Here is a 15481-nt window from a genome sequence, read left to right as displayed (position 1 = left end):
CGTCCCGTCGTGGTCCGCGTATCGCCGCAAGCCTTACGCACTGTCGTGGACAGGGCAAGCACCACACCACGCCCGCGCGTGCCGCGGCCGCCGCGAGCCGCTCCTCAGACCGTGTTCAGGAGACGGGCGGTGTGCATCCGCCCGGCGTACTCGACCAGACGGATCAGCACTTCCTTCCCCGAGTCGCGGTCGCGCGCGTCGCACAGCACGACGGGCGTGCCGCGGTCCAGGTCGAGGGCGCGGGACACGTCGTGCGCGCCGTACGTGCGCGCACCCGTGAAGCAGTTGACCGCGACCACGAAGGGGATCTTCCGGTGTTCGAAGTAGTCGACCGCCGGGAAGCAGTCCTCCAGGCGTCGCGTGTCGGCGAGGACGACGGCCCCCAGGGCGCCCTGCGACAGCTCGTCCCAGAGGAACCAGAAGCGGTCCTGGCCGGGGGTGCCGAAGAGGTAGAGCGAGAGCCCGGAGCGGATCGTGATGCGGCCGAAGTCCATGGCGACGGTCGTGGTGGTCTTCTGGTCGACGCCCCCGGTGTCGTCGACGAGCTCACCGGCCCTGCTGAGCCGTTCCTCCGTGCGCAGGGGCCGGATCTCGCTGACCGCACCGACGAGGGTGGTCTTCCCGACGCCGAACCCGCCGGCGACCAGGATCTTCAGCGCGAGGGCGGAGGTGTCCGCGCCGTCGCCCGCGCCGGTGCTCTCAGAGCGCTCGTAGGCCATCGATTACTTCCCTCAGGATTCTTTCGTCAGGGAGCTGAGCGGGCGGTACGGGTCGGCTGACGCGCACGAAGCCCGATTCGAGGAGGTCGCCGAGGAGGACCCGGACGACCCCGACGGGGAGGTCGGCGTCGGCGGCGAGCTCGGCCACCGACTGGGTCTCGGCCCGGCACAGGGTCAGCAGGGACCGGTGCTCGGGGCCGAGGAGCGCTTCCTCGGCCGGTCCGGGCGGCTCGTCGTCCACGACGACGAGGGCGATGAGGTCGAACCGTACGTTGCTGGGCCCCGGTTTGGTCCGTCCGCCGGTCATCGCGTACGGACGCACGAGCGGTCCCGCGTCGGCGTCGTACCACTGGCTGCCCGGCACGGGCGGGCCGTCGCCGGTGCTGTCGTCGTTCATGGGTCCCTCCGGGTCAGCCGGCGGCCGGCGGGGTCGCCGCGAGGCGCGGCGGGGTGTGCAGGTGCTCGCCGACGCGCTTCACGAGCCGGGCCATCTCGTAGGCGATGAGGCCGATGTCGGCGCTCGCGGAGCTGAGGACGGCGAGGCAGGAGCCGTCTCCCGCCGCGGCGACGAAGAGGAAGCCGTCGTCCATCTCGACCATCGTCTGGCGGACTCCGCCGGTGTGGAACTGCCGTCCGGCGCCCTTGGCGAGGCTGTGGAAGCCGGAGGCGATGGCGGCCAGGTGCTCGGCGTCCTCACGGCTGAGCCCGTTGGAGGCGCCCACGGCGAGTCCGTCGTTCGAGAGCACCACGGTGTGACGGACCTCGCGGACCCGCATGGCGAGGTCGTCGAGGAGCCAGTCCAGTTCGCCGGACCGGTGGTGCGAGATCCGCTCGTGGTCGATCATGCGTCGTCTCCTTCGGAGCGAGGGTCGAGAGGTGCGGTGCCGTGGCCGGGTCCGTGGCCCGTGCCGGTTCCGAAGCCCGTGCCGAGGGGCCGCCTGGCGCCCGGGACGGCACCGCCGCCCCGCTGCCAGCCGTCCCGGTACGCCGCCATGCGGTCCCGGACCTGTTCCGGGGTGCGTGCGTCCGTGCCGGGTGCGACCGGTGCGGACACCGGTGCCGGGGCGGGTGCCTCGCGCAGCTGCGGAACGAGACTCGCCTGGCGGACGCGACGGGGCAGTTCGCTCCCCGTATCGGCCCGGTCGGCCGGCGCGGCCGGCGGCTGCTCCGCCGGAGGTGTCGGTACGGAGGGGCCGCGGCGGCGGAGTTCGGTCACTTCCGCGGAGGCGGAGGCGGGTGTGGGTGTGGACGCGGACGCGGGCGCGGACGCGGGCGCGGACGCGGACGCGGCTGCGGGCTCCGGCCGTACCGCGAGTGCGGGCACGGCGGTCGGGCGTGCTGGCGGCTGCGGGCGGGAGGCCGGAGGGGACTGCGGCGGACCCTGGCGCCGCGATCCGTCCGTCTGCCGGGGCAGACTCGCGGGCCGCGTTCCCGCCTGCGGCTGTGGGGCGGGCGGGCCTCCGGACGCGGCGGACGGGGCCGGGTTCCCCGGGAGCGCGGTGTTCGTCGGGGCGGGCGGGGCGGGCTGCGCGATCTGAGGGCGGCCGAAGCGGCGGGCCTCGGCGCGGTGCGCCTCCTCGCGCTCCCGTGCGGCGCGCTCGTCGTCCGTGTGCGGCGACCCTGCGGGTCGGAGCCCGCTCCGTGCGGCGTCGGCGGCCGGCCCGCCCGACGCGTGTGCACGGGGGTCCCTCGCGCGCGGGGTTCCGCCGTGGGGCGTGTCGGAGTCGCTCGCCGGCGTCCCCCGGCCGGGCGGCGCACCCTGGAGCAGGTCGGTTGGGAGCAGGACGACGGCGGTGGTGCCGCCGTAGGGGGACGTCCTCAGATGGACCTTGATGTCGTGGCGGGAGGAGAGGCGACTGACCACGAAGAGGCCGAGCCGGTCGCTGTCGAAGAGGTCGAGGGCCTCGGACTGGGCGATGCGGGCGTTCGCCTCGGCGAGGGTCTCCTTGCCCATGCCGAGTCCCCGGTCCTCGATCTCCAGGGCGTAGCCGTTGCCGACGGGTTCGCCGCTGACCCGGACCTTGGTGTGGGGCGGGGAGAACTGCGCGGCGTTCTCGATGAGTTCGGCCAGGAGGTGGGTGAGGTCGGCGACGGCCCCGCCGACGACGGCCGTCTCGGGGAGTCGGCGCACCTCCACGCGCGCGTAGTCCTCGATCTCGGAGACGGCGGCGCGGACGACGTTGGTCAGGGGGACGGGCATGCGCCAGGCGCGCCCGGGGGCGGCTCCGGAAAGGATGATCAGGCTCTCCGCGTGGCGCCGCATACGGGTGGTGAGGTGGTCGAGCCGGAAGAGGTCGCCGAGTTCGTTGGGGTCGTCGGCGCGCCGCTCCATGCTGTCCAGGAGGTTGAGCTGGCGGTGGACGAGTACCTGGCTGCGACGGGCGAGGTTGACGAACACCCCGGAGATGCCGCTGGCGAGTTCGGCGCGTTCGACGGCGGCGGAGAGCGCCGCGCGGTGGACGGTGGTGAGGGCTTCGCCGACCTGGCCGATCTCGTCCTGGGAGGCGGGCCCCGGCGGCGCTTCGGCCTGGACGTCGATCTCCTCTCCCGCGCGGAGCCGGCGCATGGCGGCGGGGAGTTTGCGGCGCGCGATGCCGAGGGCGGTGTTGCGGAGGCTGACGAGCTCGACGACGAGGCCGCGGCCGATCCGCACGGAGATGACGAGCGAGGCCGCGACGGCGGCGAGGCCGAGGACGACCGCCGCGCCGCCCGCCGTGAGGGCGCCGCCGGCGAAGGGGTCGGCGCGGTCGGCGGCCGCGTCGCGCGCGTCGGTCTCGATCGCGGCGAGTCCGCCGTGCACGGCCGCGAGGGCGTCGTCCCACTCGGTGGAGGTGACCGCCTGGGCGGCGGGGCGGCCCGGGCCGGCGGCGCCGACCCGGTCCTCCGCCCGGGTGAGCCGGGCGTGGTCGTCACCGGCGGAGAGACGGGCCCAGGCGGCGCGTGCGGCGGCGGGCAGGTCGGCGGTGGCCGAGTCGGTGAGGGTGCGCCGGGTCTCGACGGCCCCGGCGAAGTCGCGGAGCCGGTCGGCGGAGAGCCTGCCGGTGAGGTGGGCGGAGGTGAGGAGGGCGTCCTCGCGGGACAGCATCTCGCCGGCCCGGCCGAATTCGAGGAGGACGCGCGCGTCGGACCCCTGCGCGGCGTCCTGGATGCCGGTGAGGGCGCCGCCGACCGCGAAGGCGGCGGAGACGGCGTCCGTGTACTCCTCGTACGTCTCGTCCCAGTCGGCGCGCCCGTCGGCAGCGGCGGTGCGGAGCCGGGCGAGGCCCTCGACCTTGCCGACGAACGCGCTCACCCGCCCGGCGACGTCGCCGGGCAGGTAGCCGGTGTCGCCGACGGTGTGCGAGTCGTCCAGGCGGAGCCGGGCGACGGCCGCGTCCGTCCGGTGGATCCGGTCCTCGAGTTCGGCGGCACGGGTGGCACCGGGCGCCGCGGCCTGTCGTACCGCGGCGCGCCGTTCGGCCTGGAGGGCGGTGAGGGCGGCCGTCACGGGCTCGCGGATCTCGGCGTCGACGCGCTGGAGGTGGCGGAGCCGGGCGATGTCCTGCGCGGTGGTGACGGTGGCGAAGCCCCAGAGGGCGAGGAGCGAGACGACCGGGACCATCAGGAGCGAGACGATCTTGGCGCGGACCGAGCGCGGGCGCAGCCCGTGGAACGCGGGACGGACGCGGTGCCCGGCGGGCGGCGGAGGCCCGGCGGCCGCCCGGGGCCGTTCGGCGGACTGCCGGAAAGGCCGTCCGGCAGGCCCTTGGGAGGCCGGTTCCGAGGGGTGTGCGGACGCGTCGGCGCCCCCGGCGGCGGTGCCCGGCATCGAGGTGCCCGTGTGCCCGGCGGTCGGCGGGGCCTCCGGGGTCCGCTCCCCCGGCTCGTCGGCGGGCGGGCCGGCGTGTGCGCGCCGCCCGCGCACGGCCACCGGTGGCGGCGTGACCGCCTCGGTGTCCTTGGTCTTGCGGGGAGTTCGCATGGCCTCCTCGTTCCGGCTGCGTCTGTCTCTGGTGCGGTGGGGCGTGGTGGGGTGGACGTCAGGGGCAGGGCGTGGCGTGCGCGGGGCGCGCCGGGGGGTCGGATCAGGTCGTGGGCGTACGGGCCGCTTCTCCGGCGCGGAACCCGGGCGGGGCGACGTCGACCGTGAGCTCGTCCGGTTCGGCGAGACGTCCGGCCGCGGCGTACGCGGTGCGCTCACTGGCCGTGGGAGTGAGGGCGACGAAGGCGGAGGTGATGAAGAGGTACGAGCCGAGTCCGACGGCGAGGGGGAAGACGAACTGCATGAGCATGGCTCCCGGGAGGGCGTCGGCGGAGGGTACGACCTCGATCCGCACGGCGAGCATGCCGGTGTAGTGCATGCTCGTGACGGCCGCGCCCATCACGAGCGAGGCGACGGCCACGGCCGCGGGCGAGTGGATGTTGAGCGCCGCCCAGAGGGCGGCCGTTGCGGCGACGACGGCGATCAGGACGGAGAGTCCGACGAGGAGCGGGTCGTACCGCACCTGCCCGTGGAGCCGTAGCGCGGCCATGCCCATGTAGTGCATGCTCGCCACGCCGACGCCCGTGGTCAGACCGCCGATGAGGAGCGAGCGGACCCGGTCGCGTCCGTAGCCGACGGCGAAGACGCCGACTCCCACGACGGCCATCGCCATGACGAGGCTGAGGAGGGTGAGCGGAACGTCGTACCGGATGTCGGTGCCCGTCACGCCGAATCCGAGCATCGCCACGAAGTGCATGGTCCAGATGCCGGTGCCGATCGCGGAGGCGGCGGTGATCAGCCAGTTGCGACGCGACCGGCCGGTCGCGTCGAGCGCTCGCACGGTGCAGCGCAGCCCCAGGGCGGCGCCGATGCATGCCATCGCGTACGACAGCACGGGTGTCAGCCAGCCGAAGGTGGCGTGGTCCAGGTGTCCCATGGCTCAGGGACGCTAGTGCGCATCGGGGGGCGCACCGGGGGCGCATTTCGAAAGCTGCTGGAATATGACAGAGAGGTGGTTCCGAACGATCAGGCCGAGCTCGAACGGGCACACAGAACGCTCATCCCTCCGAGTGTCGAATCCTGCGAGATCATGAACACATGAGCTATGACCCCACACAGGTACGAGAGTTCTTCGGCGCCCGCGCCGCCGACTGGGACAGCCGGTTCCCCGACGACAGTCCCGCGTACGCCGCCGCCGTGGGCGAGCTCGGCCTGCGCCCCGGCGACGCCGTGCTGGACGCCGGCTGCGGAACCGGCCGGGCGCTCCCGCCGCTCCGGGCCGCCGTCGGCCCCTCCGGCACGGTGCTCGGCGCCGATCTCACCCCCGAGATGCTCGAACGGGCCGTCGCCGCCGGACGCGACGGCGAGGAGGGCGGGACGCTGCTGCTCGCCGATGTCGGCCGGCTCCCGGTGCGCGACGGCGCGCTCGACGCCGTGTTCGGGGCGGGGCTCATCTCGCACCTCGCGGACCCCGCCTCCGACCTGCGGGAACTCGCCCGCGTCGTACGGCCCGGGGGCCGCCTCGCCCTCTTCCACCCGATCGGGCGAGCCGCCCTCGCGGCCCGTCACGGCCGGCAGATCACGCCGGACGACCTGCGCGCCGAGCCCCGGCTGCGTCCCCTGCTCGCCGAGGCCGGCTGGCGGCTCGTCGACTACGTCGACGAGGACGCGCGCTACCTGGCCCTCGCGGTCCGCGAGGCCTGAGGCCCGTCGCGGACGAAGGCTGCGGCACGGGGCGGGGGCGGGGGCCCGCCCCGCTCAATTTCCCCCGCCCACCGACCGAGCCGCCGGGTGCGCCCCCACATGCCCGTCACGGATGCCAACGCCCCCTTCTTTACCGGCACTTCACTGTCTACCGTGGAGATGCCGGGCAGTCGTGCCCGGGAAAGGCGGCGAGCCGTGGCACGAGTTCCGGAAAGACTGCGCAGACTCCTCCCCTCCGGCCGGAAGGCGCCCGACTCCTCCGCGCCGGCGCCACCGCGTCCCCGACAGGGGCACAACCTCTTCGAGGCCGCCGCCGAGTACGTGGCCGCCTGCGCCGAGGACGACCCGGCCAGGGCGGAGGAGGCGGCGAGCCGGGTCTCCCCCGGCATGCTCTCCTTCGGCATCAACGAACTGGCCTGCCGGGCCCTGATCACCCTCGCCCGGGAACGGAACCAGTCTCCGAGCACCGTGGCCCGCTCGCTGCTCGGCCTGCGCGACCAGTCGCCGGCCCGCCGGGCCGGTGACGGCTGACGGAGGGGGTCCGAAGAGGCGAGGTTCCCTGGTGGAGACCCTCGACGCGCGGGTTACCCACTGGTTAAGGTGCGCCGACGACCAGATGGGGAGGATGCCGTGGCCGGGACGGACCCGATCGCCGAGGCCGACGCCGACGCGCTCTTTGTGCTGACCGCGGCACTGCTGACGCCGGGGCGCTTCCCGAGCGTGCTCGGTGACGACTACCCGGCGGCCTGCGCCGCGCTGGGCCTGCGGCCGGACGCCGAGGGGTACGGACTCGTGTTCGGCCAGGACGGGCACGGGGCCCGCTGGACGGTCGTCGTCGACGACGTGTCGCTCGTCGCGGTGGCCATCTCCTCCTGGGACTGCGGCATGGCCTACGACCTCTCCCCCGACGAGCGTTCGGTGGTGGCCGGACTGCCGGGCTGGCCGCTGCCCGTGGCGACCGTCGCCCCGGGCGTCCCGGCCCCGCACGACCCGGAGCCCGAGGAGGGCGATCCCGCACCGCTGGCCCCGCCCTCCGGCGAGGAGTGGGGGCCGGCGCAGCGCCGGCTGGGCGCCGACGAGGTGGCGCTCCAGTGGGACGCCTGGCGGGCCCGGGTGGACGGCGAGGGCACGGCCGGAGGGCCGACCTCGGCGGCGGCCCCCGGCACGGGGACCACGGCAGCCGACACCGCCGTCGCCGCGTCGTCCACCGGGGTCAGGAAGGCCCTGCACGAGCTGCGCGGCTATCTGGAGGAGCCACCGCCGGTGGGGCGGGTGCGGTCGGCCTCCGGGGTGCTGCGTGCCGACGGTCCGGGCTGGTCGCTCGTGGCCAAGGCCGACGACATGGCGTTCGTCCTCCTCGACGAACTGCCGCGCGAGGTGTTGCCCGTGACGCGGGGCCCACGGCTGCCCGCGCTCCTCGAAGCGCTCGACGCCACGGCCGTGCGCTCCTCCTGAAGACCCTCTCGCGGCACTCGGCGCGACGGCCGTGCGCTCCCCTTGAAGACCTCCTCGCAGTGCCCGAAGCGACGGCCATGCGCTCCTCCTGAGGACCTCCGCCCGCCCCGGACCCGTCTCTGCTCCCCATAGGACGACGGTCCGAGGTGTGGTTCCGAGCCATGGTCCGACGGCAGGTGCGCGCCGCACGATGTGGCGCCGCACCTCTTTCCCGTCGCCCCACCGGAGGCCCGCCATGCGCCTGTTCCCAGGCGTCTCCTTGTTCACCGCGCTCCTCACCGGCGTCACCGTCCTCGCCCCGGCGGGTCCCGCCGGGGCCGAAGCGCCGGCCGCCGCGCACTGCGCACGCCAGGACCGGATCCACGTGCCCGGCGCCGAGCGCCGGCAGTCCGCCTGTCTGGAGGACCTGACGACCGCCGGGCTCGCCGGCACCCCGTACACCGACCTGGCGGACCAGGCCGGTCTCGCCGCGAAGGCGACCCGTAACCCCTCGGGAGTGCCCGGCATCCAGGTCGACGGCTACTTCCCCGACGACTCCCGCCTCAACACCACCCACGGCTGGGCCCATGACGCGCAGTTCGTCATCCGGCTGCCCGACCGCTGGAACGGCGGGCTCGTCGTCACCGGCGCCCCAGGCAGCCGGCGCCAGTACTCCACGGACGCGCTGATCTCCGACCAGGTGCTCGCCCGGGGCTTCGCCTACGCCGCCACCGACAAGGGCAACACGGGACCGGACTTCTTCACCGACGGGCGGGAGCCGGGCGACGCGGTCGCCGAGTGGAACCGCCGCGTGACCGAGCTGACGCGAGCCGCCAAGAAGGTCGTACGGCAGCGGTACGGCCGGGCTCCGGAGCGCACGTACATGACCGGCATCTCCAACGCCGGCTACCTCACGCGCTGGCAGCTGGAGAACAGACCCGAGCTGTACGACGGCGGGGTCGACTGGGAGGGCGTGCTGTGGACGGCACGCGGCCCGAACCTCCTGACGAGCCTGCCGGTGACGGTGGCCCGGTCCCGGGGTCTCGCCGATGACGAGGACCTGATCGCGGCGGGCTTCGCACCGGGCTCGCGCTTCCTGTGGCCGTACCACGAGAAGGCCTACTGGGGTCTGACGCAGAAGCTCTTCCGGGCCGAGTTCGACCCCGCGTACGACCCGGCCTGCCCCGGCTCCACCGCCGGCGGGACCGTGGAGCAGATCCTGGCGCCCTGCGCCTCGGACGCCGCCTACGACTACGCCTCCCGGCCGGCGGCCGTCCACCGCGCGGTCGCGAAGGTCGCGCTCACCGGAAGGATCGGCAAGCCGCTGATCACGCTCCACGGCGATCTCGACACCCTGCTGCCGATCGCCACGGACTCCGACGTGTACGAACGGATGATCGACGCGCGGGGCCGGGACGGGCTGCACCGCTACTACCGGGTGCAGGACGGGACGCACACGGACGGTCTGTACGACACGTACCCGGACCGGCTGCGGCCGATCCTGCCGTGCTACCGCTCCGCGTTCGACGCCCTGACGCGCTGGGTCGAGGAGGGCACGGCGCCTCCCGCGGACCGCACGATCCCGCGACCCGCGAGCGGCGACGTGGTCGACTCCTGCGCCCTGGAGGGGTGAGCGGGGGCTTCGGGCGGCTCAGACCCGCTCCAGCGGGCGGTGCGGCTCCGGCGGCAGTTCGGCCCGGATCGGGTCGCCGGGCCGCACCTGCCCACCGGTGAGCACGACGCCCATGATGCCCGCCTTGCGCACGATCTCGCCGTTCTCGTCGCGGCCGAGGACCTGCTTGAGCAGGCCGTGCCGGAAGCCGTCGATCTGCGCACAGGGGTTGCGCAGTCCGGTGACCTCGACGACGGCCTCCGCGCCGAGGTGGAGGAGGGTGCCGGTGGGCAGGGAGAGGAGGTCGATCCCCCGGGTCGTGACGTTCTCGCCGAGGTCGCCGGGGGCGACCTCGAAGCCGGCGCCCGCCACCTCGTCGAAGAGCTCGGCGTGGATGAGGTGGACCTGACGGAGGTTGGGCTGGGTGGGGTCCTGCGCGACGCGGGACCGGTGCTTCACCGTCACGCCCGCGTGGACGTCGCCCTCCACACCGAGCCCGGCGAGGAGGGTGATGCCCTCCCGGTTGGGCTTGGTGAACGAGTACGTGCCGTTGCTGCTGACCGTGGTGACGGTACCGCTGGTCATGGTGAGAGCCCCCTTCTCCTCCGGTCCGGGGAGCGGCTCTCCGCCGCCCCTCCCGGACCGATGATCACATCGCGCCTCGCTGTACGACCCTACTCCGCGTCCTCGCCGCGGAGCGGCGCCCCCACCTCGCGCAGATGGCCGAGGGCCTGGCGGTACGAGTCCACGAAACCGGTCTCCGTGTACGGGACGCCCAGAGCGGCGCAGTGGGCCCGGACGGCGGGCTGGGCCAGGCGGAGGTTCGGGCGCGGCATGCTCGGGAAGAGGTGGTGCTCGACCTGGTAGTTGAGGCCGCCGAGGAACCAGTCGGTCAGGGCGCCGCCGCGGATGTTGCGCGAGGTGAGGACCTGGCGGCGCAGGTGTCCCCAGCTGTCGCCGTCCGCGTGCTCGTCCGGCCGGTCCATGCCCTTGTGGTTGGGGGCGAAGGCCATGCCGAGGTGCACGCCGAGGAGCATCTGGTGGACGAGGGCGAAGACGAGGGCCTGGGCGGGCGTCAGGAGGGTGAGGAGCAGCGCCGCGTGTCCGGCGAAGTGGGCGAGGAGCAGGGCTCCTTCGACGATCCGCTCGCGCCCGTCGCGGTGCGGGCCGTCCTTCGCGAGCAGGGCCTGGACCCCGTACACCTTGAGCGCGATGCCCTCCAGGGTGGTCAGCGGGAAGAACAGCCAGGCCTGGTGGCGGGTGAGGAATCCGCGCAGGCCCGTGCGGCCCGCCGTCTGGTGCTCGGCGAAGACGAGGATGTCGGCGGCGACGTCCGGGTCCTTGTCGAGGTGGTTGGGGTGGGCGTGGTGACGGTTGTGCTTGTCGTTCCACCACTCCCGGCTCATGCCCAGGAGGAGGTTCGCGTGGACGAGCTGGAGGATCCGGCTCGCCTTGCGGTTCGGGGTGATCTGGGCGTGGCCGGCGTCGTGTCCGACGAAGGCGGCGCGTGCGGAGAACAGGGCGAGGGGGACCGCGAGCGGCAGCGCCCACCAGGAGGGCCCGATCAGGGCGAGCCCGGCCGCCACGGCGGCGATGCCGAGGAGGTTGACGACGATGCCGCGGGCGTACCAGCCGGGGCGGTGTTCGAGGAGGCCCTGTTCCCTGACCGTCCTCAGGAGCGGGGTGAACTCGCTGCCGCCCCGGGCGCGGACGGACGCCGCGGCGGGGGCGGCGGCCGGGGGCAGGACGGTGGCCTGGGACATGACGGGCTCCGGTTTCTGTCGGTCGGTGCCGTGGGTGCACGGCCGGTTCTGGTCTCTGGGCGCCTACCGAGAACGTACGGATCCGTGCTCGCCCGGGACCATGGCGTCACCACCCGTCCACTGCCGGGGGTGCGCCGGGGGGCGGGGGTGGGGCGAGCCCCACCCCTTCACGAGGGGCGGGCCGCTGTGGCGCGGATCACTTGAAGGAGGTCCACTCCCGGCGACTTCGTGGGGTATCCTCGGCGACTCGGCCTCCAGGTAGTCAAATTTGAGGAATGCGTTGTCGCTCTCGCACGGACCCGATGATTCCGCCCGCGAACCCGCCCAGGACCTCTCCCCCTCGCCCGAACTCCTCCGCCACTCCGCCGTCTTCCTGCCCGCCGATCCGCCGCGCGCCGGACGGATCGCCTTCTGGTCACCGGACGACGAGTCCCTGCCGGACGCCCGTGCCGCCCATGACGGCCGCCCGGGCGACACCGAGATCAGCGTCGTCGACGGGGACTCGCTCCGGGCCGTGACCGTCCCCGCCCGAACCCTGTCCGTACGGGACGCCCTGCCGTTCCTCGCCCGCGCCCGGTTCTCGGACTCCGCCTCCCCCGCGACCGCGTTCTGGGGCGCCGCGTCCCTCTTCGCCCTGGACCTCGTCGCGCGCGGCCTGCTGCTGCCCGGCCTCACGCCCGGCGACCACGACGCGTGGCGCGTCGGGCCGCTCGGCCCCGGGGAACTGGCCGAACTCCGCACGCTCGCCGCGTCGATGCCACCGGTCGCGCACGCCGTACCCCTGCCCGTCCGCGTACCCCCGACCGACGACGCGCCGCCGCTGCTGATGCCCGAGCCCGAGGCGCTGCTGCGTGCCTTCGCCGACGCGGTGGCCGACACGCTGCCCCGCACCCCGGCGGCCCCGCTCGCGGCCGGTGGGCCCGCCTTCGCGGCCGACGCACCGCAGACGATCCCCGGGCAACGGGCGTGGGCCGCCGACGTGGCGGCCGTGCACGACGCCGGCGTCCGGCTCTCGCTCCGGCTCGAACTGCCCGGTTTCACCACGGAGTCCCGGGAAGCGCCCGCCTTCCGGGCGGTGCTCCAGCTGCACGGGGCCGCCGATCCGGCCCTGGTCGCGGACGCGGCGGAGGTCTGGGCGGGCTCCGGCCGCGCCGGGGCCGTGTTCGGACCCCGGGCCCGGATGGACGCCCTCCTCGCCCTCCGGCGTGCCGCCCGTGCCTGGCCTCCGCTCTCCCCGCTCCTGTCGGCGGCCGTGCCCGACACCGTCGAACTCGCCGACGAGGAGGTCGCGGAGCTCCTCGGCCCGGCGGCCGAGGCCCTCGCGGCGGCGGGTGTCCGGATCCACTGGCCGCGTGAACTGGCCGACCGGCTCACCGCCCGCGCCGTGATCGGCCCGGAGGGGGCCGGAGGCGGCGCCGGAACAGCCTTCGGAGCGGGCACCGGCGCCGCGGGCTCGGCACTCCGTGACGGCCTCGGGCCCGACGCCGACGTCACCGACGCCTCGCACCCCGCCGATGCCGGCCGTGCCTCCGGGCTGCCCTCCTTCCTCGCCGCCGACTCCCTGCTCGCCTTCAACTGGCGCTTCGCCGTGGGCGACCACGAGCTCACCCGGGCCGAGCTCGACCGGCTCGCCGAGACGGGACGGCCGCTCGTACGGCTGCGCGACCGCTGGGTCCTCGTCGACCCGGCCGAGGTGCACCGGGCCCGGGCCCACCAGGACCGCAAGGTCACCCCGGTGGACGCCCTCTCGGCCGTCCTCACCGGCACGACCGAGGTCGACGGGCACCCCGTCGAGGTGGCCGCGACGGGCTGGCTGGAGCGCCTGCGGGAACGGCTCGCCGAACCCGAGGGCGGCCGGCCGGAGATCACGCAGCCGCCGGCGCTCGCCGCCACCCTGCGCGACTACCAGCTGCGCGGACTCGACTGGCTCCACCGGATGACCTCGCTCGGCCTCGGCGGCTGCCTCGCCGACGACATGGGACTCGGCAAGACGATCACGGTCATCGCCCTGCACCTGCACCGGCAGACCGACCCTGCGTCCGCCGGGCCGACTCTCGTCGTCTGTCCGACCTCGCTCATGGGCAACTGGCAGCGGGAGATCGAGAAGTTCGCGCCCGGCACCCCGGTGCGCCGTTTCCACGGCGCGGCCCGTGACCTGGAGGAGCTCGCCGACGGCGGCTTCGTGCTCACCACGTACGGCACCATGCGGCTGGACGCCGAGCGGCTCGCCGCCCGGAACTGGGGACTCGTCGTCGCCGACGAGGCGCAGCACGTCAAGAACCCGTACTCGGCGACGGCCCGTCAGCTGCGGACCATCGGGGCACGCGCGCGCGTGGCGCTGTCCGGCACGCCGGTGGAGAACAACCTCTCCGAACTGTGGGCGATCCTCGACTGGACCACGCCGGGACTCCTCGGCGGTCTGGGCGCCTTCCGGACCCGGTTCGCCGCCGCCGTCGAGGGCGGGCGGGACCCGGCCGCCGCCGAGCGGCTCGCCGCCCTCGTGCGCCCCTTCCTGCTGCGCCGCCGCAAGTCCGATCCCGGCATCGCCCCCGAGCTGCCGCCGAAGACCGAGACCGACCGGACCGTCTCCCTCACGCCCGAACAGACCGGTCTGTACGAGGCGGTGGTACGGGAGACCCTCGCGGCGATCGCCGAAGCCGACGGCATGGAGCGCCGCGGCCTCGTCGTGAAGCTCCTGACGGGCCTCAAGCAGATCTGCAACCACCCCGCCCAGTACCTCAAGGAGAAGCGGCCCAGGATCGAGGGCCGCTCGGGCAAGCTGGAGCTGCTCGACGAACTCCTCGACACGATCCTCGCCGAGGGCGCGTGCACCCTGGTCTTCACCCAGTACGTGGGAATGGCCCGGATCCTGGAGGCGCATCTCGCGGCGCGGGGCGTACGGACGCAGTTCCTCCACGGCGGCACGCCGGTCGCCGAGCGCGAGGCGATGGTCGCCCGCTTCCAGAACGGGGACGTCCCGGTCTTCATCCTCTCCCTGAAGGCCGCCGGGACGGGGCTCAACCTGACCCGCGCCGAGCACGTCGTGCACTACGACCGCTGGTGGAACCCGGCCGTGGAGGCACAGGCCACCGACCGCGCCTACCGGATCGGGCAGGACCGGCCGGTGCAGGTCCACCGGCTCATCGCCGAGGGCACGATCGAGGACCGGATCGCCGCGATGCTCGACCGCAAGCGCGAGCTGGCGGACAGCGTCCTCGGAACCGGCGGGGACGCCCCGCCTGAACTGACCGAACTGACCGATGCCGAACTGGCGGAGCTGGTGCGACTGCGAGGGGACGGACGATGAGCGAGCACGGACAGGGGCGCGGCCGGGGGCACGGCCACGGGGACGACGAGCGGACCTTCGAGGCGCTGCCGCCGGTGCGCGGCGGCGGGTTCACCCGCACCTGGTGGGGACGGGCGTGGCTGAAGGCCTTGGAGGACACGGCCCTCGACGGGCAACAGCTCAAGGCGGGGCGCCGACACGCGCGCGCGGGGGCGGTCGGCGCCGTCTCGGTGCGGCCCGGCCGGATCACCGCGATGGTCAAGGACCGCGACGGCACGGCGTACCGCGGCGACGTGCTGGTGCGGGAGTTCTCGGAGGAGCAGTGGGAACGGCTCCTCGACCTCGCCGTGGACAGCGCGGGACACATCGCCGCGCTCCTCGACCGCGAGATGCCGCCGCACCTGGTGGAGGACGCGGCGGCGGCCGGTCTCGACCTGCTGCCGGGCATCGGGGATCTCGACGCGGAGTGCGGCTGCGGGGCCTGGGACCACTGCTCGCACACGGCGGCGCTCTGCTATCAGGTCGCCCGACTTCTCGACGAGGACCCGTTCGTGCTCCTCCTGATGCGCGGGCGGGGCGAGCGCGTCCTTCTGGAGCAGTTGCAGGCGCGCAGTGCCGCACGGGCCGCCGCGCCGTCCGCGCGGGGCGGGGCGGAGACCTGCGACGCGCCGGGCGACGGATCCGTAGGGGCCGACGGGATGCCCGGCGTGTCGGCCGAGGAGGCGTTCGCCGCGGGCTTCCTCGTGCCTCCGCTGCCCGCCCCTCCGGTCGCCCCGGCCGCGCCGGGGCGACCGCCGTCCCTGGACACGGACACGCCGCCGGAGCCGGGGGTCGACCCCGCGGCCCTCGAGTTCCTCGCGGCCGACGCGGCGGCACGCGCGCACCGGCTGCTCGGCGAGCTGTCGGGCTCCGGGGGCGCGACCGCTCCGGTCGGGACGCGCCTGCCGCGTCCGCCACCCCTGACGGTCGCCCAGGACGCGGCACGGCTCGCCGGGGGGGGCC

13 protein-coding genes are annotated in these 15481 nt (G+C 74.7%); 6 read left to right on the top strand and 7 right to left on the bottom strand.

Features of this window, described 5'->3' with window-relative positions:
• Positions 1 to 104: 104 nt before the first annotated feature.
• The 5 genes from K7G60_RS31815 to K7G60_RS31795 form a co-directional block, all read right to left on the bottom strand.
• Entirely contained in the window at positions 105 to 719 is a 615-nt protein-coding gene (locus K7G60_RS31815; protein WP_225804429.1) for an ATP/GTP-binding protein, read from the bottom strand.
• Positions 700 to 1116 carry a DUF742 domain-containing protein gene (locus K7G60_RS31810; RefSeq protein WP_123458101.1) on the bottom strand — a complete coding sequence of 139 codons (417 nt, stop codon included), beginning with the start codon at positions 1114 to 1116 and terminating at the stop codon, positions 700 to 702. The genes K7G60_RS31815 and K7G60_RS31810 overlap by 20 nt, the downstream gene beginning before the upstream one ends.
• A 13-nt stretch (positions 1117 to 1129) precedes the next feature.
• The gene (locus K7G60_RS31805) at positions 1130 to 1564 is read right to left on the bottom strand and encodes a roadblock/LC7 domain-containing protein (protein ID WP_225804428.1); all 435 of its coding nucleotides are present in this window, start codon (positions 1562 to 1564) and stop codon (positions 1130 to 1132) included.
• Complete coding sequence (locus K7G60_RS31800) at positions 1561 to 4680, bottom strand: nitrate- and nitrite sensing domain-containing protein (protein WP_225804427.1); 3120 nt, start codon at positions 4678 to 4680, stop codon at positions 1561 to 1563. The genes K7G60_RS31805 and K7G60_RS31800 overlap by 4 nt, the downstream gene beginning before the upstream one ends.
• Positions 4681 to 4783: 103 nt before the next feature.
• Entirely contained in the window at positions 4784 to 5617 is an 834-nt protein-coding gene (locus K7G60_RS31795) for an MHYT domain-containing protein (RefSeq protein WP_225804426.1), read from the bottom strand.
• A 161-nt stretch (positions 5618 to 5778) separates the two neighbouring features.
• On the opposite strand from K7G60_RS31795, the gene K7G60_RS31790 reads away from it, so the two are divergent.
• The 4 genes from K7G60_RS31790 to K7G60_RS31775 all read left to right on the top strand — a co-directional run bounded on the left by K7G60_RS31790 (position 5779) and on the right by K7G60_RS31775 (position 9451).
• Entirely contained in the window at positions 5779 to 6384 is a 606-nt protein-coding gene (locus K7G60_RS31790; RefSeq protein WP_225804425.1) for a class I SAM-dependent methyltransferase, read from the top strand.
• 195 nt (positions 6385 to 6579) lie between these two features.
• Positions 6580 to 6915, top strand: a complete 336-nt coding sequence (locus tag K7G60_RS31785; protein WP_225804424.1) for a hypothetical protein — start codon at positions 6580 to 6582, stop codon at positions 6913 to 6915.
• A gap of 99 nt (positions 6916 to 7014) precedes the next feature.
• A complete protein-coding gene (locus tag K7G60_RS31780) occupies positions 7015 to 7839 on the top strand; it encodes a hypothetical protein (RefSeq protein ID WP_225804423.1) in 825 nt (274 codons plus the stop codon).
• 235 nt (positions 7840 to 8074) lie between these two features.
• Entirely contained in the window at positions 8075 to 9451 is a 1377-nt protein-coding gene (locus K7G60_RS31775; protein ID WP_225804422.1) for a tannase/feruloyl esterase family alpha/beta hydrolase, read from the top strand.
• An 18-nt stretch (positions 9452 to 9469) separates the two neighbouring features.
• On the opposite strand, the gene K7G60_RS31770 is transcribed toward K7G60_RS31775, so the two are convergent.
• Together K7G60_RS31770 and K7G60_RS31765 are read right to left on the bottom strand one after the other, a co-directional pair.
• Positions 9470 to 10015 carry an MOSC domain-containing protein gene (locus K7G60_RS31770; protein ID WP_225804421.1) on the bottom strand — a complete coding sequence of 182 codons (546 nt, stop codon included), beginning with the start codon at positions 10013 to 10015 and terminating at the stop codon, positions 9470 to 9472.
• An 89-nt stretch (positions 10016 to 10104) separates the two neighbouring features.
• Positions 10105 to 11193: an acyl-CoA desaturase gene (locus tag K7G60_RS31765; protein ID WP_225804420.1), complete on the bottom strand. Its 1089-nt coding sequence runs from the start codon at positions 11191 to 11193 to the stop codon at positions 10105 to 10107.
• A 280-nt stretch (positions 11194 to 11473) separates the two neighbouring features.
• On the opposite strand from K7G60_RS31765, the gene K7G60_RS31760 reads away from it, so the two are divergent.
• Positions 11474 to 14500: a DEAD/DEAH box helicase gene (locus tag K7G60_RS31760; protein ID WP_374115717.1), complete on the top strand. Its 3027-nt coding sequence runs from the start codon at positions 11474 to 11476 to the stop codon at positions 14498 to 14500.
• Positions 14497 to 15481 (top strand): SWF or SNF family helicase (locus tag K7G60_RS31755; protein WP_225804419.1); only part of this gene is annotated, 985 nt, incomplete at its 3' end. The genes K7G60_RS31760 and K7G60_RS31755, both read left to right, overlap by 4 nt.

It is taken from the genome of Streptomyces sp. NK15101, from assembly GCF_020400725.1.
Classification (GTDB): Bacteria; Actinomycetota; Actinomycetes; order Streptomycetales; family Streptomycetaceae; genus Streptomyces.
The sequence above is the reverse complement of the archived record's forward strand: the minus strand, read 5'-3'. Positions and strand labels throughout refer to the sequence as shown.